We start from the raw sequence: 20,319 nt of genomic DNA, 5'->3' as shown, positions 1-20,319 counted from the left end.
CAAAGCCCGCGCATGCGGGCTTTGTCTTTTTTCCTTATTGCACCTTTTTTTCTTATTCCACAAGAGCAATTAGAATTGGTATTTCGCTGAAATAGCAAAGTTACGTTTCGCTTCAGTATCTGATGAATACAACTGGCTACGTCCGCGAACGTTATTCCAAGAGTAGTACTCTTTATTGGTCAAGTTGAATACGCCAGCAGATAGAGTTAAGTCTTTGATAGGCTTGTAGTAGGCAGTAATATCAAGCACAGTAGCACTTGGCATTTCTGTTTGGCTATCAGAGCTGATGTCACTCGATTTTTTGCTTGCGGTGTAGTTCACTTTGACGCTGCTACCCCAAGATTTGTTCGGCGCATCGTAGTTTAGCGAGACGATGGCATTCCATGGGTTAACACTGTCTAGCGGTTCACCATCACCATCTTCACCTTCAGTATAGGCAGCGACGGTTTTACTGCTTAGCCCTTGTGGAGCACCAACCAATTCATCCCAACGCAAGGTGTTAGCCAGTTCAATCCCTTTGATTTTCGCTTTGTCGATGTTGGTGTAGTAGTACTGGGTTAAACCATCACTACCAGCACGACTAGTTTGGTCAATAAAGTCATCGTAATCGCTATAGAAAACAGAAATTTCAGCATCGCTAACGCGGTTACTATTACGATAGCCTAGCTCATAAGAGATACTTTTTTCTGCTTTCAAGTCCGTGTTTGGTACGCTTTCATAACCGTACTCTGGGTGACTGTAGATGTAGTAAAGCTCATCAAATGAAGGAGCTCGGAATCCTTGACTGACTTGAGCAAACACAGAGTTTTGTTCATTCAAGTGATAGACAGAACCTAAACGAGCAGTGAATGCTGAATCACTATAACTATCATAACTTTCGCCATCTACATCACTCGGATCGGTGTTAAACCAATCATAACGAAGCCCTGGTGTGACCAATAGGTCTCCATTAAGGAAGTTGATCTGATCTTGTAAGAAGACGCCAAACTTCTGCTCTTTTACATTAGGGGTGTACACTGTTTCAGCAGAAGTTGTTGCGCCGCTGCTGGTTGTGGTGTCGGTCCAGAAAGAGTTGGTGATGTCTGCATAACTGTAGTTGGCACCATAGGTAAATTGATGCTCATTACCGAGTAGCGTTACTTTCTTGTTTAACTGAGTTTCACCTTCCCATTTTTTCGATTCGTAGGTGTAGTCTTTCTTCTCGTAGCTAGAAGAGCGAGTCGACGTTCGGTGAGTGATGTTACTTTCTTTTTTATCTTGCCAGTTTACTTGTGACGTAATTGAGTCAGCGAAACCTAGATGGCTATACCAAATATGTTTCAGACCTAAGCGAAGTTTATCCGTGGTATCGTCACCGGTATAACCGCTGTAACTGGCGTTGTAGATATCAGAATCGGTTTGGTTATGTATATCTTCACCGATAAACTCAAGACGATGGTCATCATTTAACTGATATTGCAGCTTCAACATGATGTCATTTTTTGCAGTATCTTGAGAGTCCGCTGAATAGCTTGCCTCATCATCGGAGTGACGGAAGTTTTGTACTTCTTTACCGTCGCGACGAGTCACCGAAACTAATGAGTCAAGATCACCAGAACGATGAGCAACAATGACATTCTCCGCGAAGGATTTGTCTTTAGAAGAGTAGGAGAGCTTAACTTGGCCGCCTGTGTTGTTGCCTTGTTTAATAAAATCGGCTGGGTCTTTCGTTTCAAACGCAACCACACCACCCACCGCATCACTACCATAGAGACTCGACGCCGCACCTTTGACAATTTGAACATCTTTAATCATGTCAGGGTCGATATAGATAGCGCTGGAGTTAATAAACCCAGTCGTACCGCCATCGTATGATTGACCTTGAGTCATGCCATCAACCAAAATCTTAACGCGGTTACCCTCGATACCACGGATGTTGATGTTTTGAATCCCTTGACGATCTGCGCTGTTTACAGAAACTCCAGGGACGTCGTCAAAAATGTCTTTTAAATCTTGATCCAGATTTCGTTCGATCTCTTCAGCGCTAACCACGGTCACAGACGCAGCGGTATTACCAAGAGTTTGGTTACTGCGGGTGGCGGTGACCACTACCTTTTCAAATTGGTTTTGCTCTTCAGCCGTTTCCGCATAGGCGGAATGAGAAAGAGCAAGAAAAATTGCAGTAGAAATGATAGATTTATTAAACATCTACTTTACCTTCTTATCGTTATTTTGAGCCTTCACTAGGACGGCGCAGAGTTTATTAAATCTAAATAATAATTACTATCATTTGCATTTGGTTATTTTGGAAGGGATTTCACACCTACATTTTCAAAATCCAATGTTTAGTCTATATTTATCATTCAGTTAGTGTTTGCTTTACGGCGAGCAAGTGGTTAATCTGTAAATGTTTGTAAAGTAAAAATTGTGATTCAAATCACGAGTTGTGAAGCAGAATTAAATGATTAGAAAGGGTGTAAGTTCATCATTTGTAACGGAACTCATCGTTATTTTCACTCTCTAAGCTTGACTGCAGTACTCTGTCCAAAAATAAAAAAGGAAAGCATAAAGTGCAAAGTCCAATAACGTTAGAAGCATTACATATCCTCGATGCCATCGATAGACGCGGCAGCTTTGCCGCTGCAGCCAATGAGCTTAATCGAGCGCCCAGTTCTTTGAGTTATCAAATTCAGAAACTTGAGCAAGATTTGGACATTATGATTTTCGACCGCTCAGGTCATAAGGCCAATTTCACCGATGCAGGAAAACTGATTTTGGATCGAGGCAGAGCGATTTTGTCGGCGACAGAAAAGTTAGTACACGATGCCACTGTATTGGCCAACGGTTGGGAATTGGACATTACCTTAGCCTTTGATGGATTGATTCCGATCAGTAACTTTTTCCCTCTGGTCGATGCGTTAGGTAACGTCAGTAAAACACGTATTCGTCTTCAAGAGGAAATTTTGGCGGGATGTTGGGAGTCGCTTGCGAGCGATAGAGCAGATCTTCTGGTCTGCCCACGCATAGAAACGCTTCCACAGGATGTAAAAGCAGAAACGTTAGGTCATATGACCGCAGTTTGGGTCGCAGCTACCGATCATTACGTTCATAAACGTTCTGGCGCATTTGATGAAGAAGCACGGCAAAAATATCGTGTGATTGCGATTGCCGATACGGCGCGAGATCAGCCAGCGATGAGTGTGAATATTTTGCAAAAGCAACCCCGTTTAACCGTGACAAACTTAAATGCGAAATGCCAAGCTTTGGTGGACGGTTTAGGTATTGGCACTTTGCCAAGCCAAGTGGCTCAACCCCTAATTGAGGCTGGCAAATTAAAAATCATTGACGGTTCCGAACCTCGTGAATTGGAACTGATTATGGCTTGGCGCCGTAATAAAATCGGTGAAGCGAAGTCGTGGTGCATCCAATATCTCAAAAAGCACTGGCAGCTTCGTTAACGTTTAAACTCATGGCGTTCTTTGAGTGGCAGATGCATTTCTGCCACTCCATCCTCAAAATAGACTTCCACTTCAAAACCAAATTTTCGGGCTAATGCCAACATCCCTTGATTCGTGGGCATCGTAATTCCCGACATTCGCAACGTGTGCTTGTCTCGGCAGTAATCAATGATTTTGCCCATCAGCTTTTTACCCAAGCCAATGCCTTTCAAATCAGAGCGCACCAAAATAGCGAATTCAGCATCGGTGTTTTCGGGATTGATCAGGGCTCGAGAGACGCCAATGATGTGTGGTCCTTGCAGGGCGACAAACGCCATCTCTCGGTCATAGTCAATCTGAGTCATATTGGCGAGCGCTTCATGGTTAAATTCGCCGACTTCAGAGAAAAAGCGTTTATAGAGATCTTCTTTAGTCACCCGTTGAATAAACGCCGCATGTTGTGGTTCATCCTCGGGAAGAATAGGGCGAACGAGGATATCAACCCCGCGCTTATCCTGCCAAAGCTCAATCAATTCACTAGGATAGGGACGAATAGCCAAACGGCCTTGGGCATCGCCATGGAATGAACGTAAGGTTAAATCGACATCCAACAGCGTAATTTCTTGTTCATGAACGAGTAGTGGATGGATATCCAGTTCTTCAATTTGCGGACACTCGATGATCATTTGAGATAGCCGCACGAGAAATTCAGATAACGCTTGAATATCAATACTATTGGCTTGCTTTTGCGGCCTCAACTTACCTGATTGTAAGGCGCGGTTTATCACATAGCGAGCCAAGGTCATATTTAATGGAGGGAGTGCAGCGACCGCATCAAGTCCTTCATTCCATTCTGATCCACCTTGTCCAAGCAAAATGACAGGGCCAAAGGTATCATCGTGTTTTACCTTCACCCTAAGCTCTTCAGCACCGGTTATTTTTGCCATCGCTTGTACTTGCAATCCTTGGATATTGGCTGCGGGATAATGCAGTTCTGTGCGATCCAAAATGGCCTGAGCAGCGTTAGCCACCTCAGAATGATTACGCAAATTAAGCATGACGCCCTGAACATCAGATTTGTGCATAATGTCCGGAGAGTTAAGCTTCACCGCAACGGGATAGCCTATCTTCTCAGCAATGGCGACAGCTTCTGCGGCATCATTAGCAATCAATGTGGGCAGCAAATGAAACTCAAAATAACCAAAGAAGGTTGTGAGTTGATGAGTATCAAGGTGGACAACATCATCGCTACTTGCCAGTGACTCTTCTAGCCATTGTTTCGCGGAGGTCATGCTAATCATATCGACCGCTTCAGCGGTACTGGGCGTTTCCATCAACTGTTTCTGGTTACGCCGATACTCGACCAAATGCATGAATGCTCCGACGGCGCTTTCTGGTGTTCTGTAGGTTGGGATACCGGCTTGGCTTAGTTTGAGCCGTGCTTGGTTGACGGTCATCTCGCCAGACCAATTGGTAAGAATGTTAAAGCGTTTGGCTCTAGGGTCTTGTGCAATAAGATCAATCAATGCTTGGGCTGTTTCATCCGCACTGGCGACGGCAGAAGGGCTCATCATAACTAAGATGGCATCGATATTTTTGCTATCAAAAAGGGTTTTTAACGTGACAATGTAACGCTGAGAGTCCGCGTCACCAACAATATCAATGGGATTAGAGCGCGACCAACTTGCAGGTAGCGCCTTATCTAGGGTTTCCATTAAGTCTGGTTCGATGGCGGCGAGTTTTCCTCCGCGCTCAAATAGGGTATCGACTGCCATCACTGCGGGGCCTCCGCCATTGGTCACGATAGCTAAACGCTCTCCACGCAGCGGAATTGAATGCGTTAATGTCTCTACGGCAGCAAACAATTCATGCATATTGTTTACGCGTAGCATCCCAGTACGGCGAATCGCCGAATCATAAATAATATCAAGAGATTGAGCCCCTCCAGTATGCTGCATTGCCGCGCGTAGGCCGGGTTGAGTACGACCACTTTTTACCACTAGAATCCGCCGGTTGCGAGAGGCGGCTCGAGCTGCAGACATGAAACGCCTAGCATCATGAATACTATCGACATAAAGCAAAATGGCATCGGTATGACGGTCGGTACTGAGATAATCGAGAAGGTCGGCAAACCCAATATCACACGCATTTCCTAGAGATATAAAGGCGGAAAAGCCAATTTTTTTCTCGTTCGCCCAGTCCAGTATGGTGGTACAGACTGCGGCTGATTGAGATAGGAACGCTATGTTACCTCGTAACGCAGTGGCTGGAGAGAATGAGGCATTAAAGTTGAGCCAAGGGAGAATGATCCCCAAGCTATTGGGTCCCAATATCCTCATTTGTGATTTTTTAGCAATATCAACGCAGATATCCAGTATGGTATGAACCGGATCAGCTAACGCGTACATATCGGCTGACACAATGATGACGTATTGAACGCCCTGATTGGCGAGCTGTCTGACTAATTCGATATTGCGAGAAGCGTGAGTACATAAAATGGCAATGTCAGGTTTTAACGGCAGCGCTTCGATGGTGGGATAAGCAAGAACACCACAAACTGAAGGATATTTGGGTGTGACCGGCATAATGGTGCCATTGAAACCACCCAGCAATAGATTTTTCATCACGACATTCCCAGCTCTAAATGGCTGGCTCGATGCACCAATAACAGCGACGGATTTGGGATTGAGCAGCTGGGAAAGTGAATTCATGCGCTAGGGCCTCGCTCAGACAAACTTTTAAAGTAAGAATCATGAGTATAATGAATTCTTTCGCCCTCTGAAGGTCTTATTAATGCCAGAGTGATCACAACTGCGACCTATTTGGCTTAGTTTGTGTCAAAATTCCAAGGATATAGTTATATATTAGTAACATGAACTTGATTCTCAGCGCCGCTATCGGCATGATTTAATGACTATCTACAAAGAGCGTTAAAGATTCCATGAAAAAGATTGCTATTGTAGGCTTGTCAGCTTTGTTAGCTGCATGTGCCTCAGAAAATTACGTTACGGATGTCACTTCTGAAAGTCACCAAGAGGATTTTAAGGTTGCTCAAGTTTCCCAACCTATCGTGACTCAAGATGGAGCTATGCAGGGCATTTCTGAGCAGAACGTCTCTCCACGCACCCAACCAACACCTGCCGTGCCTAAACAGCAACCAGCAGCAACTAAAAGCGTGAAAATCATTCCACCAACAGCGAAGCAAAACGCAGCACATACACGTTTTGGTTATACCATCCAGGTAGTCGCTGTGGGCTCTCAAACCAAAGTGGATCACTTCTCAAATATTCTGCCTAAAAATGGGCAACCTATTTGGGAAAACTACAAAGTGGTGAACGGTACAAAATGGTACACAGTGTTGTTTGGCGACTTTGCAACACGTCAGGAAGCAGCAAAAGCGATTGCCGCATTACCCGATGAGTTGAAGAAATTAAATCCTTTCGTTAAAAGCATTGACGCGATTAAAAACTCAGAATTCCCAACAATGAACAAACTTAACTAATGGTTTGAAGCAACAAGAGGCGATTTTCGCCTCTTGTCGTTTGTTTAGTAGCCGGTTAAGCCATTATTTGGTTAGAAAAGCCGGATAACACTGTAAGTTGTCGGTGAATTGACTATCATAGTCAACAAACCTGATGGGGTCAGTCACGGAATACATTAATGACAAAGACAACTATTTTACTTTTGTGCGGCGGTGGCTCATCTGAGCACGAAGTTTCTCTCATTTCAGCGAATTATATTCAACAACAACTCGCTTTAACTCCTGAGTTTGACGTCATTCGCGTCGAAATGAAAACTGAGGGGTGGTTCTTAGAATCTGGTTCACTGGTTTATCTCGATACCAATACGGCAACGCTAAATAGCGACGGCGCAACCTATCACATTGATTTTGTTGTTCCATGCATTCATGGTTATCCGGGAGAAACGGGTGACATTCAATCTATGCTAAATCTGGCCGGTATCCCTTACTTAGGCTGTGGTCCAGAAGCCAGTTCCAACAGTTTTAACAAGATTACATCTAAGCTTTGGTATGACGCGTTAGGTATTCCTAATACGCCTTATGTTTTTCTTTCAGAAAACAATCAAGATGCGGTCGAAAAGACCACGCAAGCACTACAAACCTGGGGCGCTATTTTCGTTAAAGCCGCTCGCCAAGGTTCGTCCGTAGGTTGTTATAAGGTCACTAGTGAAACTCAGGTGGCAGAAACTGTCGCTAATGCGTTTACTTTCTCCGAGCAAGTCCTAGTAGAAAAAGCGGTAAAACCACGTGAGTTAGAAGTGGCAGCCTATGAGTTCAACGGCAAACTACACATCACTAAACCAGGTGAAGTCATCGCACCAGCGGATGCATTTTACACCTATGAAGAGAAATACAGTGCGGGAAGTCATTCGCATACTGTTGTAGAAGCGGAAAACCTCACAGAGCAACAACTGCAAGCGATTCACCAAGCAGCAGAAAAAGCGTTTGTGCACATGAAATTGCGCCATTTATCGCGTATCGATTTCTTCCTGACACCTGAAGGTGACGTTTATCTAAACGAAATCAATACCTTCCCAGGAATGACACCCATTTCGATGTTCCCGAAAATGCTCGAGCATAATGGGCACCGTTTCTCTGAGTTTCTTGCTAACTGCGTTAAAAGCTCGCTTACTCCCAAGGCTTAATACTTAGGAAGCGAATTTTTTCGCGCTCTGCTGTGTTCTTATCACCAAGATATTGATAAGGCATAGCAGGGCTAAGCCAACGGCCAAAACTCTGGATTTCCTTAGCTTTAAGTCCTTGTTTGGCAAGTTCTTTTACCGCTCCAATTCGTGTTGACTGACCAGAAAACTGCAACTGTGGTTGACCAATACGTTCACCTGCAGCGCGCAAAATACGATAGATAGACGAATCATCCAATGGTTTATCGCTGATGGTTCCGTGTCGATTGATAGCGCGAAATGCTGTCCCCTCGATACCATTTAATAGTCCCAACCATCGCGCTAAGGCTTTGCTTCCAGACTCTGAAAGCGCATAGCTTGAATCGTTGATAGAGACAATGGCATCTTTGTTTTGCCAACGGATTTGGTCAAGAGGTAACATTTTCAATTCGCCACGTTTTAACGCGCATTCGAACATCACATGATAAATCGCCAAATCACGAATCTCTTTGGCTTCTTTACTTTTACCCAGTGCTTTATCCATTTGTTCGAGGTGTTTGGCGGTGAAGGTGTCCGCCTGTTTATTATCACCATGCTTATCCAATCGCAGTTGCATCAGCACCTTGCGAACTTGATTGTGATTAGTAGGATCGGACAAACCACATAACTGATGAATCACGCTGACTGTGATGGAATAGCGCCGGACAGTGGCGTATTTACGCGAACGCGCTTCGTGTTCAAGAAATAACCTGACTGCAGTCGTGGATGCGGGTAACGAAGCGACATGACGAGAATGGCAAAAGGTCAGAAAAAGATTCCAATCCTTCACCATCGCGAGACATGAGCTATGTGCATATTGATTCTGAGTGACATCTTTAAACTGATGAACTGTAATCTCTTTTTGGAAAAGAGAGACGAATTGTTGTTGATTTGATGAATTTATCATCACTGGAGTCACTTTTTTCATATCAATGCACTATAACTATCGCAATTTAGATATAAATATACTTGCTAAGATAAGATATACAATTATTATTTAAGGTAATCGTATTTAAAGAGTATAGAATGCCTATGGCCGTCTCAATTTACCGAGGATTTCATTTACAATCTGCGCCTAATTCGACTGAGATATGGCAAGTAAAAATAAAAAACCATGTGCTGACGGGTAACCTTGCTGCGGTCAAAAAAAGTATTGATTGGTGGTGTGACACAGCCTCAATAATTGACCCTAGAGAGTTTGAATCTCTTAATGCAAAGCGCGAGGAAACCACTGGATCTTTGCATGAAGAGTTTAACGGCTTCACATTAAAAAATGATACCGGCGCTCCTAATGCTTGGTACTGTTTTTTCAACGGGCGTCTTATCAAAGGCTCCAAACTCGCAATTCAAAAACACATTGAAGCTTATTTAGTTGCTAAACAACGTGCGGAAGCTAAACAAGCTCAGCAGAAGAAGTAGTTATTTAGTATGACTTTAGTATATTCAACAGAAACCGGCCGTATTAAACCAGAACCAGAAAAAGTCGAAAGACCTAAAGGCGATGGCATTGTTCGTATTCACCGGGAAACAAAAGGCCGTAAAGGTAAAGGCGTCAGTATCGTTAAAGGCCTAGATTTAGACGATGCGCCACTAAAGTTACTCGCTGCAGAGCTCAAAAAAGTGTGTGGATGCGGTGGCGCTGTAAAAGATGGCTGCATTGAAATTCAAGGTGATGTTCGCGATAAAATTAAAGCGCATCTCGAGAAAAAAGGCCACACAGTTAAACTTGCTGGCGCTTAACCCCATCTTTTTAGAGGAAGCTACCTTAAGCTTCCTTTTTGTTTTTTATCACTTCATATGAGGCGTTATGGCCAGACCAAAATTGCCACGCAACATTTGTGGTTCTCCACCCAATTCCTGTTTTAAACCCAACGGTATTCCCATGTCAGAGTTAGAGCAGTTGGAGTTGGCACTGGATGAGTTTGAAGCACTAAGACTTGTTGACCTTGAAGGTCTTCAGCAACAAGAAGCCGCCGCCGTCATGGGCGTTTCAAGGCAAACACTCGCCAATCTTGTGAAATCTGCACGTAGAAAAATGGTGGATTGCCTTGTTAATGGTAAAGCTTTAAAAATGTGACAATGTCACTTTTTTAACTTAGAAGTATTTTAAAAGAGTAGGTGAGAGCCTGCTCTTTTTTTGTCACTGTCATACCTATTTATTGCATATGCTATTAATATCCATTATAAATAGCATATGCTAATAATTAGGAGCTAATCATGTTAGTTGCATTACCAATGAAAGACGACGTTACTATTTCTAGTCATTTTTCCAAAGCGACACACTACGTGATTGTCGATAAAGATAGTCACGTTGTTTGTGCCCAAAAAGCATTTATAGAGTCGGGTTGCTTTGCCAAGAAACACGTCATTTCATGGTTGAAAGAAAATGATGTTACCGCCGTTTATATAAAAGACATTGGTCCACATTACTGGGAAAAATTGAGAGAAAGTCATATTGATGTATTGAGATTACCAAGACATATTCGATCAATGGCGGAGTTCTGGGACGAGTATGAACTAAGTACACAGGTCTCAGAGACTATGCGGGTTAAGCCAGGTAAAAAGAGAGCGTCTGCTATAGGCACGTATCAGCAGGACGATGAGCATTTGATAAGTCAGACTCAGAGTTTGGTTCCTAGTAAGATCAATCGCATTTATACAGCAGATGAACGCCATAAAAAGCCATGCTGCCACGGCTGTAAACATGAATAACGTATTTCGAATGTCACACGCAGGCTGTATTGCCTGCGGAAATGAGCAGCAAAACCCATTTGCACTGGGTTTGGTTTTCAAAATAATGGCAGACGATACCGTGTCTTGTCGGTATCAAGTACAGGAGCATTATCAAGGATATCAAGGCGTTCTACACGGTGGTGTTGCAGCGATCTTAGTTGATTCAGCCATGGTAAACTGGCTCCAGCTACATGGCATCAATAACGCCATGACAGCTGAATTAAATTTAAGATATCACCAAGCTTTGGCCGTTGGAGATTGGGTCGATATCGAAGCTAAGTTAGTGCAACATCGCCACAAGATCTATCAACTTGAAGCGACGTTAAGCGTTACACAGCAACCAAAAGTAAATGCTACGGCTAAGTTTATCCAGTCGACTGCGCTTAGCTAACGACTACAACTGGCCAACAACAAACGATATAAGTTAAGTAAACCTAATAATCGTATTTTTAATCGCAGATTATAAATGTGATTATTAGGTATTTTATGGTAAATACAGTTATGTTTAATAGCTTCACACCGAGAGAGAGCATGAGTAAACCAGAATGATGGATGCAGAACTATATATTTAACATAACACATATAATACGAACTAATGTCTCTTTTTTTAACATCCACAAATTCGGCATCTCTGACCCCAATTTCGCCTTTGAATTGTCTGATTAAGTGACCTTGTAACTCGTACCGATTCCACGTTCAGACTAAACATTTACCTTCATGCGGTCGCGTTTGTAGTTCTTGATAATGACATCTAGCTTCTGTAAGTCTTTCTTTTCGCGTAGATTGTTTTTGGCAAAATGAATTGAGTCATTGTATGCAGCTATCGAACGTCGATTAAACTGTTTGTTGATGCAGCTTATTGCTCTGAGTTTTACGTAGAACAAGATCAAGTTTGGTAGATACTTGCCATAATCCAACATGTCTTTGAGTTTGACTGCAGCCATATCATAATCGTTGTTCTTGATGTTGGTGTTGATGTCTTCTTTTAGCGTTGAGTAGTCTTTGCCGTTGAATCCCGTGTTACGTCGACGCACACTGTAACGTTGCAGTACCAGCCGGCGTACTTTTTGTGAATTGCTCGCATCCCCTGGATAAATCTCGATTTCAGAGAGATCCAATTCAGTAAAGAAATGTTCTAGCGATTCCTTTTCACACATTAAGTCCAACATATAAGCAACGTTGATACACGTGCTTACTGAACTTAAAACAGCATCTTTTGAGTGCTCTATCAAGTCATTGAGGATCTGAGCTGCATTGTTGGTTCTACATTCAATAATATCTTTTGCCACATCGAGCAATTTTATACAGATATCGATGTTTTCATTATCGTTGTAATACCCTTTACCTCGCTTTAAGATCTCACCAGCCTGCATGAGTTGCGTGAGCTGTTCGCCAACAGGCGAAACATCGGACGTTTCTTTCAATGCGTTTGCATAATCAACGTAGTAGTCTGCACTATCGTAAATAGTACCTTCAACTTGGCTTACTAAGTTTTCATAACGCTTAACTAGCGTTTCGACATCGTCATGCTTAGAACAAGTATCAACCAACCCCAAAGTCGCATCAATACAATCTGGGTTAATTTCAATCGCTTTACGAAACTGCTTTTCAGCTTCTTTTATCGCGCCTTTCATGAGTAAGGCTTGTCCCATAACGACACAAAAGTTGGTCGACATCGGGTATTTACGACGACCAATCTTTGCTTGTTCTATCGCTTTGTCGTAAAACTTAACGTGAAATAGAGAACGACATAAATAGTTTCTCGCCCACTCTGATTCGCTATAGCTTAGGTAATGCTCGGCAGAGTTAATCACTTTCTCGTAAGCTTTATCTTCAAATGATGCTTTGATCTTGAGTTTATTGAGCCATGTAGTTGATATACCGTACTCATTGTGACGTTCAATTTCGTGAATCGCCGACAAAATATGCTTGCTGTCGCGTTGTTCTAGAGCTTTACGTAAGTCACTAGTGACGATCACGTTGCGAGCATTGTGGCGCAGGCGGTTTTTCAAGGTATCAATACGATATGGCTTAAGCAAAATATCATCGGGCTCGTTTTCCAACATCTTAACAATGTTCTCTTTGCTATGGTCAGAACTGGTTAAGATAAGGCAACTGCGTGGACTGATATTTTGGAGAAAGGATTCTATTCGTTTATAAGTCACGAATTTGGATATATCGAAGTCAACGATAATTAAATCGTAGATATTATGATCTTCAATACTTTTTTCTATCTGGGTAATGGCGGTATCGAGTTTCTTCTCGATTCTTACGTCGGTAATACTGATCTTGTGCAGAATACTCCGAATATTCGTAAGCGTGAAATCAGAGCGATCGATAATCAATGTTTTCAAATGGCTTATCTTAAGCTCTTTGTATACCATACGCCATATCTTTTATAAAAGAATACACCACATTTAATTGTGCATCGGATAGTATATTAAATAGTGACTTTGTCAAACTTTTATCATAAATAAGACATGGTTACATTGTTACCACTAAATAAGCGCTTGTTAATATATTACTCAATCTATTTATTGCATATTCAATACACAACAAATGAATTAAACTACATATTATTTAACTTTTTTGAAACTAAATGTTAACTCTGTAATGATTTGTAAATATGAATAGAACGTCATTTTACATTCATGGTATTTATCATTTGATGCTGGTTTTGCGATATGTATCCAAGGAGCTTTCAATATTAAACGCAAGTTTATAATCAGTAATCAGATAAGAATGAGCGATAGTGAAGTTGATATAAGCACGATAGCAAAGGAAAGAATTGCTGGTGCAATCTCGTATATATTCTGCATAGTAAATAGCACAAATAAAAAAGTAGCAGCGAATAAACCACTACTACTTTATATTTAACGTAATTATATATTAGTGTGAAACAGCTAGATATAACACTATAAATGGGGCAATTAGACCTAATGCTGAAGCGAAAGATAAATAGTAAAAATAAGCTGACTTGTCATTCATTGGGATTATCCTCATTGTTCGTATGGGAACAATGATATGCTTTTATATTAGCTTTGTATAGTTTTAACTGCATAAAAGTTTACCCAGCCCTCTTTCTTATTCCTAAGTTACGCTTAAATTTTGTGACGTAAGGCACTATGGCGTAACAAATAGCCACTAATTAATTGAAATAGCGGAAATCTTCAAAAAGTGCACGAGCGATGCTAGACATAAGCGACGATTTACATATGATGTCATTTGAAATAGTTGAACCACTTTTTACTCGATTTCTAGGCCAACATGAAAACACGACTGTATCTTTGCCCACTGCTGTTACTGTTTGCATTTCCCTCTATTGCAACGGACGCCCAAACTGCTAATACAAAATCCTACGAGCAACAGGCAATCAAAGACATTTTTGGTTACCAAGATGAGTTTAACCAAACCCCTGAGCAACAATGGGCAAAAGAAGTTGTTGGAATTATTAACCAGGAACTTGGTGTAACGACTCCGTTTAAAGGTCTACGCTGCAAGGTACAAATACAGTTTACAGAAACGGCTTCCATTCGTCAGATTCACACCAACAGTCAAAACGCGTTGTGTGACAAAATCTATCTGGTCATTCGTCAACACTACCAATTTCCTTTACCACGCAATGCAAAATTACTGCATCCCATCTATCAATCACTGACTCTAACGTTTGTCCCCTAAGATACGTGAACATTTTCAGATAATTCCTGTTCCATTTCGATTAAACGTGTCCGCTTAGCTTTTAAGTGAGATTATCAACAAACTGTTGATAATCATCGAGCAATATTTGGTCATGCAAGTTTTGTTAACCAAATGGAAACGATGCAAAATAGCAAAGATCTTTGCACTCTCAAAACTAAGACAGCAATCATGGGCTCAAGCAGTTAGTCTGTATTAGGCAATACCTTTATACCTCGCTCAATGTGGATAACTTGATGAGGTGTCACTTTTTCTAATTGAGCATTTGTTGTACAAGTTAATTCTGTGATCCTGACCGTAAGTAATCGAGTAAGATGTTGCCTGCACGTGACATTAGGTGCTGAGTGAGTAATATCGAACTAACCCTTTAGGGATAGAAAATAATAAAAACATCATAATTTATGGCTAGGATAAACGTGTATGAAGGAATCGAATCAGTTTGTGGTGACAGTGTCACTAGAGCGGTATCAAACAGGTACAAAGCGAAAGACAACTATCAAGTATGGAGACAAACTATGACTCAATGGCTTAAGGAAAGACTCTACGTTTTAGCAACGTCACTCACCATTGTGGCCAGCGCAGTATTGTACTTCTATCTCCTTCAAGACTGGGCATTAAACCTGCTCGTGTTGGCAGGTTCTGCAGTGATTATTCACCGTTTTTGTAATACCCATCTTCAGAAGATCATCTAGAACTTGTTGTACTCACCTTCTTAAAAGAGAGCGCTGCTCTCTTTTTTATTTTGTGCAAAAAAAAAGCGCCCTGATTAGGGCGCTAACAACGTCAGTTGGCTAAATAACGAATGGTTCTTTATCAGCACATTAACCTTAGGTAACGATTAACCTTCTTTCCAGTGCAATAATGAGACTTATGCTGTTCATCATACTTAAACAGCAATATGGCTCGAATGTTTCTCAGTCTTTTTGATTTTGTCCTCGTATTTCATTGTTTCTAGTGTACACGATAGCTTTAGTTATAGTGCCCATTGAGCACTGAAAGTAACGGTTCACATTGACTTACGATAAGAGTTATCCACAACTGCTTTCGCTTGACCTAAAAAGATCTAAAGTACTCACATTTTGATCCTTTACTTCAGTTTTGATCGGCTTTACAACGAAAGTAAGTGTTTACATAGCCTTCTATGAGATTTCCCAAGTATTGCCTTGAGTTTTTCTGTAGTTTAATTACACATTAGCTATGATAAAAACTCATATGTCTATGTTTTAAATAGGTAAGATGCTGTTAAATAAGAGAAAATAAAAAAGGCACCAAAGGTGCCTTCTATTCATGCGTTTTTGTGCTGTTCTCGTATCTCTTGAGCGACCACTTTGATTGCTTCTGCGGTGCTCATTCCTTCAGCCATGAGCTTTTGAATTTTCTCCACCGCTTCTTGTTGCTGCTGGTGTGTTAGGGATAAATCGTCAAACATAAAAAAAGCTCCTTATTTAAGGAGCCTGAATATAATGGGAAAGTTAGTACGTGGCAAGGAAGTTAACGTACGCACCCATTGAATTTTCATTGGTATAGCTACCAGCTATATCCATTTCAAACAATCCCAACGGAGATAAACCAATACCGGCAGTGTATGTGGGGTCACTTTCGCTATAGGCGAGGTTCTTTTTGTAACCAACACGTAGCTTCAATTGTCTTAATATGTCTAACTCAGCCCCTACCCTAAGCATCTGAGCATTATCAGCAAATTCTTTATAGCGTTTTTGTTCATTGAGATCGTAGTCCGCGCTGATCGTAAAGTAGTCGGCAACAATTCCTGCGCCAACGGTATACAGTGGGCGCATTTGATAGTTGTACTGGACATTGGCATTGCCAGAGACGGCAGGCGAAATGGATTTGGTTTGAATATCGTGACTGATAAGGTTCATAGCAGAAAAGCCTACACGAAACGGACCATAGAACCAAAGAGCGCCAGCATCTAGGTTGAGTACATTTTCTGCATTGCTGTTCTTAGTGACATCCGTCAGATCAAAATTATCGACAGTGCTTTGATAGACAAAGGTGTAAATACGTTGCAGCTTTGGCGATATACCAAAAGAAGTGTGTTGGCCAAATACGGTACTGTATCGTGCCATCGCTAAGCCCACTTCCGTGATGCCAACCGAAACTGCGGTGACTGTGGAGTTTTGAGCCTTTTCCACGGTACAAGCATTCGCATCACTAGAATCGCTACAAGTGCCAACATCGGTTGTCACAAACGTTTCTGCATATGCTTTGCCAAATAAGTTCATTGAGAGATATTGGTTTGGAATACCTAAAGCAAACCCAGCGCCTAGTTCAACATTCACTTTCGCGCCATCTAACTTATTCAATTCACTATCAAGTTCATCGGCCGTTGCTTGGGATACGGTGCCATTGATACCATCAAGAATATCAGCGATGTTGTCGACAGTATCGAGCATGCTGTTTTGGTCATCGTAACTAATACCAACGCTTGGCAAAATCATGCCAGCGTCGTCATTACGACGATAAATTGCGGTTAAAGCTGGATTATAAAAAGGAGCTGTCAAGTAAGTGCCTGACACGACACCTACTCCCCCCATCGCGTCACCGCGGGCTTCAACAGAATACGGACCCGCAACAGCATTAGCTGCAGCGAGAGAGATAGACAACGTTATCAGCTTGATTTTTGTTTTCATTGTAACTAGGCCGTTTAGTAATTTAACTTGCTTATCGGCCTAGTTTTTTCAAACTTTAGTTATTCTTCAGTAGCAACATCATATGTTTTACTAATGACTTGCGACTGTTCGATGATGATGGGACCTTGCCAACGTTGTTGTGTCATTGACACCGCCAAAACATAGCGGTCAGGTGGAAGGCTATCGACCGGTAAGGACGTGGGATAATCGGAATCATAACTGTGGTTCCAGATTTCTTGGTATTTCCCTTTAACGTAATCGTAAACTGAGACACCCAGCTTAGGCAGTGGGCAGAACTTATTCAGCAACGCATTCTTTTCGATTTGCCAATGATCTTTAGACGCCCAGCGAACAGTTTGCTTCGCTTTTTGTTCACTAAAGATAACCCAAGCACTCCAAGACTCTTGGTCATCTGCTGTAACATCAATGCGATAGAGGCCTTGTGAAACATCATTGTTAAGGTTGTAACGCTTAACATAGCTATAGATTCCACTGGTGACGTTGTCACTTGTAGTTTGACTAAAGTTGGTGTCGGATGAGATATCTTTATCTACCCACTTGGAGAGACGGATATCAGCAATTTCTTTTTTTGCCGCGACATTGACTAGCAACTGATACGCATCACGCCCTGGGCTTTGAATATTCAAACGACGAATCGTAATACTGTTTATCCAGTCAGGGAATTGTTTGCTGTCTAATCCTTTGCCGCAATCTACGGTTAACGATTGAACAAGAAGTGAATTGAGATGCTCTTTGATGCTTTTGTCTTGGTCGAGCTGCCACACTTCTACTAAAGAAGTAAACATGCTTTGCAAGTCACCATCAAGCAGATGTTGATGGGCTTGCGTCAATGGAGTGCTTTGTTCAAACCAATCCACAGCATGAGAGGTTAAAGGCACGCACAATGACGTGCCTAGTAACAACATGGATTTCTTCATGAATTACGCTTTCATTTTGTATCCAACGCCACGTAAGGTTTCAATTTCCAAACCTGGCAATTTTTGACGTAGCTGCAATACGTGAGTATCAACAGTACGAGTCGTTGGGAAGTGATTGTAACCCCATACATGATCAAGTAATTCATCACGCGTAAATACTCGGCCAAGATTACTTGCTAAGAACAGCAATAAATCGAATTCTGTACGTGTTAGCGTGATCATTTCATCATTAAAGAACACTTCACGCGTTGCTTTATCGATGATCAGATTGTTGGTCACAACTTTGCTATCATCTTGGCCTTCACCTTCAGGGCTGCGCATTTGTGCGCGAATGCGAGCAAATAACTCCGCTTCTGCAAAAGGTTTTGTCAGATAGTCGGTTGCACCAGCGTCAAGACCCGTTACTTTGTCTTTTACGGTAACAAGTGCAGTAAGAAGAATGACTGGAATATCTTTGATCTTTTTCCAATCTGCCAAATGTTCAACGGAGTCACCATCAGGTAATTGGCGGTCAAGAATAACCAAATCTGCTTTGTCCCAGTATTGTTTTACGTCAGCAATGGTTTCTGAATGTAAACAATCATATCCTGCTTGTTCCAAACTCACTAGAAGGCCATCTGCTAGGTTTTTATCATCTTCAACGAGAAGCAATGTCTGTTTCACAGGGTATCTCCAATATAAATGTTGTCGGTGGTCCAATGAGGGTCATAGTACCGCCCATTCTTCCGACCATCGATTCTACAATAGTTAAGCCAAGTCCTAAGCCACTCTTACTAACGAACGGCTTACGTAAGTGACGCCAATCTTTATGAGTTAATGTTCCTTGGTCAGTCACTTTGATTGTTACTGAATGATCAGTGGTAATGACATCAAGAGTTACAGGCGCGACACCGTATTTTACTGCGTTGCGGATCAAGTTATCGATACATGTGCCGAGCCAATAGACGTTTAATTTCGCGGCAACATCCTGATTTATATTCAGTTTTATGGGGTCTTTAAACTCCTCTTCAACTTTATACTGCAACCATTCTTCAACCGAAGGCACCCAATCGGTGGCTAACGGTTTATTGTCCGACTGTAGGTAATCTTTACTCGCCTCTGCAAGCTGGCGTAAACGCCGAGAGTCTTCACACAAGCGTCTAAATTCATCATATACCGTCTCTGGTAACCGTTCGAATTCGCGGCGGAATCCTTCCACGGTTAACGAGAGGCTAGCGATTGGCGTACGCAGTTCGTGAGTCAAAATCTGCAAAATCAGCATACGGCTCTTCATCTCTTGGCGTTTAGAATTCCAACGGTAGATAGCCCAACCGAGTACCAAGAGAATGTTGGCAATCACCAACACTACCATGCTCACACGAAGTAAATTGGAATGGTCTTCAATATCCCAGCAAATATTACCTCGTTGCACAAAACACGCACTATTTGAGCCAACTACGCTATAAGCAAGGCCAGCTCGGCTTGCGTTATGGTTCCAAATATCCTCATTAAAGACATAATATTTGTCTCCCTTTCGCAGCCAAAGTTCATTTTGTTCGCTAAACATCAAAGCGCCAGACAGCAAAGCTTCAATGGATTCTGTATTCATCGCCTGTAAGCGACCAAGCAATGTTCCTTTTGGCGCTTGTGGACGCTCTTCGATATGCATGTATTGTTTAATTTCTTCATACATATCAGGATAAATCTTCACATACCGAGCAGCGTAAGTCCCGCCACCTGGGTGAATCAGCCCACTTCGTGCAAACCACCCTGGTTTTAACTTTGTTCCATTACATATGGCACGTGTAAAGGACAAAGGTTCGGTGACGAGTGGGTTGTACGGAAGAGAGCTTGAGCAATTCATGGCCAATTTGTAAAGCTGCTGAATTGCACGTAAAGGGTATGACGATGTCTGCGGTAACATACTGTCTGGCGTGATCAAACGAGAAGGAAAATCCGTTTGGATATTGCGAATATCGTAAGACACGACCGCTGAATCGTAATCGAAAAGCGATACAAAAAGATCGATGCGCTCTGGGAGAGAATCCGCCCGAGTGGCGGCTGTGAAAAATGTCCCTATCGCGGCTATTGTTATGATTATCGCTTTTCTCAATTGAGTTCTTATATAAATCATTAAGTTGAAAAATACTATAACTGATTATTCTCGAAATATATACGCGGCTTGTTATATTGCTGTCAATAATGGTTAACAAAAAGAAAAAAGAA

General features: G+C 42.0%; 19 protein-coding genes. 10 read left to right on the top strand and 9 right to left on the bottom strand.

Translation table 11 applies throughout. The features are described 5' to 3' along the window. Nucleotides 1–69: 69 nt before the first annotated feature. Complete coding sequence (locus OCV11_RS21055; RefSeq protein WP_261896373.1) at nucleotides 70–2,187, bottom strand: TonB-dependent hemoglobin/transferrin/lactoferrin family receptor; 2,118 nt, start codon at nucleotides 2,185–2,187, stop codon at nucleotides 70–72. A gap of 362 nt (nucleotides 2,188–2,549) precedes the next feature. Between OCV11_RS21055 and OCV11_RS21050 the strand changes: the two genes are divergently transcribed. Further along, entirely contained in the window at nucleotides 2,550–3,437 is an 888-nt protein-coding gene (locus OCV11_RS21050; protein ID WP_261896372.1) for a LysR family transcriptional regulator, read from the top strand. Here the strand turns inward: OCV11_RS21050 and OCV11_RS21045 are convergent. After that, nucleotides 3,434–6,127, bottom strand: coding sequence for a bifunctional acetate--CoA ligase family protein/GNAT family N-acetyltransferase (locus OCV11_RS21045; protein WP_261896371.1), 2,694 nt, complete (start codon nucleotides 6,125–6,127; stop codon nucleotides 3,434–3,436). The two genes, OCV11_RS21050 and OCV11_RS21045, sit on opposite strands and share 4 nt — an antisense overlap. A 230-nt stretch (nucleotides 6,128–6,357) precedes the next feature. Between OCV11_RS21045 and OCV11_RS21040 the strand changes: the two genes are divergently transcribed. Next, a complete protein-coding gene (locus OCV11_RS21040) occupies nucleotides 6,358–6,918 on the top strand; it encodes an SPOR domain-containing protein (RefSeq protein ID WP_261896370.1) in 561 nt (186 codons plus the stop codon). Nucleotides 6,919–7,076: 158 nt separating this feature from the next. Then, the gene (locus tag OCV11_RS21035; RefSeq protein WP_261896369.1) at nucleotides 7,077–8,081 is read left to right on the top strand and encodes a D-alanine--D-alanine ligase; all 1,005 of its coding nucleotides are present in this window, start codon (nucleotides 7,077–7,079) and stop codon (nucleotides 8,079–8,081) included. Here the strand turns inward: OCV11_RS21035 and OCV11_RS21030 are convergent. Next, nucleotides 8,065–9,024 (bottom strand): tyrosine-type recombinase/integrase, encoded by a 960-nt coding sequence (locus OCV11_RS21030; RefSeq protein ID WP_261896367.1) that lies wholly within the window; start codon nucleotides 9,022–9,024, stop codon nucleotides 8,065–8,067. The two genes, OCV11_RS21035 and OCV11_RS21030, sit on opposite strands and share 17 nt — an antisense overlap. Nucleotides 9,025–9,128: 104 nt before the next feature. On the opposite strand from OCV11_RS21030, the gene OCV11_RS21025 reads away from it, so the two are divergent. The 5 genes from OCV11_RS21025 (at nucleotide 9,129) to OCV11_RS21005 (ending at nucleotide 11,220) form a co-directional block, all read left to right on the top strand. Beyond that, nucleotides 9,129–9,515 carry a DUF3319 domain-containing protein gene (locus OCV11_RS21025; RefSeq protein WP_261897974.1) on the top strand — a complete coding sequence of 129 codons (387 nt, stop codon included), beginning with the start codon at nucleotides 9,129–9,131 and terminating at the stop codon, nucleotides 9,513–9,515. A 9-nt stretch (nucleotides 9,516–9,524) separates the two neighbouring features. Next, entirely contained in the window at nucleotides 9,525–9,836 is a 312-nt protein-coding gene (yciH, locus tag OCV11_RS21020; protein ID WP_261896366.1) for a stress response translation initiation inhibitor YciH, read from the top strand. Nucleotides 9,837–9,903: 67 nt separating this feature from the next. Beyond that, the gene (locus OCV11_RS21015; protein ID WP_261896364.1) at nucleotides 9,904–10,173 is read left to right on the top strand and encodes a DUF134 domain-containing protein; all 270 of its coding nucleotides are present in this window, start codon (nucleotides 9,904–9,906) and stop codon (nucleotides 10,171–10,173) included. A 140-nt stretch (nucleotides 10,174–10,313) separates the two neighbouring features. Then, nucleotides 10,314–10,808: a NifB/NifX family molybdenum-iron cluster-binding protein gene (locus OCV11_RS21010; RefSeq protein WP_261896362.1), complete on the top strand. Its 495-nt coding sequence runs from the start codon at nucleotides 10,314–10,316 to the stop codon at nucleotides 10,806–10,808. Further along, nucleotides 10,801–11,220 (top strand): PaaI family thioesterase, encoded by a 420-nt coding sequence (locus OCV11_RS21005; RefSeq protein ID WP_261896360.1) that lies wholly within the window; start codon nucleotides 10,801–10,803, stop codon nucleotides 11,218–11,220. Before OCV11_RS21010 ends, OCV11_RS21005 begins: the two co-directional genes overlap by 8 nt. Nucleotides 11,221–11,530: 310 nt before the next feature. On the opposite strand, the gene OCV11_RS21000 is transcribed toward OCV11_RS21005, so the two are convergent. Next, nucleotides 11,531–13,183: a hypothetical protein gene (locus OCV11_RS21000; protein ID WP_261896358.1), complete on the bottom strand. Its 1,653-nt coding sequence runs from the start codon at nucleotides 13,181–13,183 to the stop codon at nucleotides 11,531–11,533. A 913-nt stretch (nucleotides 13,184–14,096) separates the two neighbouring features. Between OCV11_RS21000 and OCV11_RS20995 the strand changes: the two genes are divergently transcribed. Both OCV11_RS20995 and OCV11_RS20990 read left to right on the top strand, forming a co-directional pair. Next, a complete protein-coding gene (locus tag OCV11_RS20995) occupies nucleotides 14,097–14,507 on the top strand; it encodes a cell envelope integrity TolA C-terminal domain-containing protein (protein ID WP_261896357.1) in 411 nt (136 codons plus the stop codon). 533 nt (nucleotides 14,508–15,040) lie between these two features. Continuing rightward, nucleotides 15,041–15,217, top strand: coding sequence for a hypothetical protein (locus OCV11_RS20990; protein WP_261896356.1), 177 nt, complete (start codon nucleotides 15,041–15,043; stop codon nucleotides 15,215–15,217). 593 nt (nucleotides 15,218–15,810) lie between these two features. Here the strand turns inward: OCV11_RS20990 and OCV11_RS20985 are convergent. Genes OCV11_RS20985 through vxrA form a run of 5 tightly spaced genes read right to left on the bottom strand, consistent with a single transcriptional unit; the run spans nucleotide 15,811 to nucleotide 20,227 of the window. After that, the gene (locus OCV11_RS20985) at nucleotides 15,811–15,954 is read right to left on the bottom strand and encodes a YoaH family protein (protein WP_261896355.1); all 144 of its coding nucleotides are present in this window, start codon (nucleotides 15,952–15,954) and stop codon (nucleotides 15,811–15,813) included. 43 nt (nucleotides 15,955–15,997) lie between these two features. Then, nucleotides 15,998–17,176, bottom strand: a complete 1,179-nt coding sequence (locus OCV11_RS20980; RefSeq protein WP_261896354.1) for a conjugal transfer protein TraF — start codon at nucleotides 17,174–17,176, stop codon at nucleotides 15,998–16,000. Nucleotides 17,177–17,235: 59 nt separating this feature from the next. Further along, complete coding sequence (locus tag OCV11_RS20975; RefSeq protein ID WP_373332831.1) at nucleotides 17,236–18,114, bottom strand: DUF2861 family protein; 879 nt, start codon at nucleotides 18,112–18,114, stop codon at nucleotides 17,236–17,238. Between the two features lie 3 nt (nucleotides 18,115–18,117). Continuing rightward, a complete protein-coding gene (gene vxrB, locus OCV11_RS20970) occupies nucleotides 18,118–18,777 on the bottom strand; it encodes a response regulator transcription factor VxrB (protein ID WP_261896353.1) in 660 nt (219 codons plus the stop codon). Then, nucleotides 18,752–20,227, bottom strand: coding sequence for a sensor histidine kinase VxrA (vxrA, locus tag OCV11_RS20965; protein ID WP_261896352.1), 1,476 nt, complete (start codon nucleotides 20,225–20,227; stop codon nucleotides 18,752–18,754). Before vxrA ends, vxrB begins: the two co-directional genes overlap by 26 nt. Between the last annotated feature and the right edge of the window lie 92 nt (nucleotides 20,228–20,319).

The sequence above is a fragment of the Vibrio porteresiae DSM 19223 genome (genome assembly GCF_024347055.1).
Taxonomy (GTDB): Bacteria; Pseudomonadota; Gammaproteobacteria; order Enterobacterales; family Vibrionaceae; genus Vibrio; species Vibrio porteresiae.
The sequence above is the reverse complement of the archived record's forward strand: the minus strand, read 5'-3'. Positions and strand labels throughout refer to the sequence as shown.

What these genes read in the sequence shown, in the direction of transcription:
- OCV11_RS21035 (WP_261896369.1), top strand. Translation starts at nt 7,077, where the DNA reads ATGACAAAGACAACTATTTTACTTTTGTGCGGCGGTGGCTCATCTGAG.
- OCV11_RS20975 (WP_373332831.1), bottom strand. Translation starts at nt 18,114, where the DNA reads ATGAAGAAATCCATGTTGTTACTAGGCACGTCATTGTGCGTGCCTTTA.
- OCV11_RS21045 (WP_261896371.1), bottom strand. Translation starts at nt 6,127, where the DNA reads ATGAATTCACTTTCCCAGCTGCTCAATCCCAAATCCGTCGCTGTTATT.
- OCV11_RS20980 (WP_261896354.1), bottom strand. Translation starts at nt 17,176, where the DNA reads ATGAAAACAAAAATCAAGCTGATAACGTTGTCTATCTCTCTCGCTGCA.
- vxrA (WP_261896352.1), bottom strand. Translation starts at nt 20,227, where the DNA reads ATGATTTATATAAGAACTCAATTGAGAAAAGCGATAATCATAACAATA.
- yciH (WP_261896366.1), top strand. Translation starts at nt 9,525, where the DNA reads ATGACTTTAGTATATTCAACAGAAACCGGCCGTATTAAACCAGAACCA.
- OCV11_RS20995 (WP_261896357.1), top strand. Translation starts at nt 14,097, where the DNA reads ATGAAAACACGACTGTATCTTTGCCCACTGCTGTTACTGTTTGCATTT.
- OCV11_RS21010 (WP_261896362.1), top strand. Translation starts at nt 10,314, where the DNA reads ATGTTAGTTGCATTACCAATGAAAGACGACGTTACTATTTCTAGTCAT.
- OCV11_RS21005 (WP_261896360.1), top strand. Translation starts at nt 10,801, where the DNA reads ATGAATAACGTATTTCGAATGTCACACGCAGGCTGTATTGCCTGCGGA.
- OCV11_RS21025 (WP_261897974.1), top strand. Translation starts at nt 9,129, where the DNA reads ATGGCCGTCTCAATTTACCGAGGATTTCATTTACAATCTGCGCCTAAT.
- OCV11_RS21015 (WP_261896364.1), top strand. Translation starts at nt 9,904, where the DNA reads ATGGCCAGACCAAAATTGCCACGCAACATTTGTGGTTCTCCACCCAAT.
- OCV11_RS21030 (WP_261896367.1), bottom strand. Translation starts at nt 9,024, where the DNA reads ATGAAAAAAGTGACTCCAGTGATGATAAATTCATCAAATCAACAACAA.
- OCV11_RS20990 (WP_261896356.1), top strand. Translation starts at nt 15,041, where the DNA reads ATGACTCAATGGCTTAAGGAAAGACTCTACGTTTTAGCAACGTCACTC.
- OCV11_RS21040 (WP_261896370.1), top strand. Translation starts at nt 6,358, where the DNA reads ATGAAAAAGATTGCTATTGTAGGCTTGTCAGCTTTGTTAGCTGCATGT.
- OCV11_RS20985 (WP_261896355.1), bottom strand. Translation starts at nt 15,954, where the DNA reads ATGTTTGACGATTTATCCCTAACACACCAGCAGCAACAAGAAGCGGTG.
- OCV11_RS21055 (WP_261896373.1), bottom strand. Translation starts at nt 2,187, where the DNA reads ATGTTTAATAAATCTATCATTTCTACTGCAATTTTTCTTGCTCTTTCT.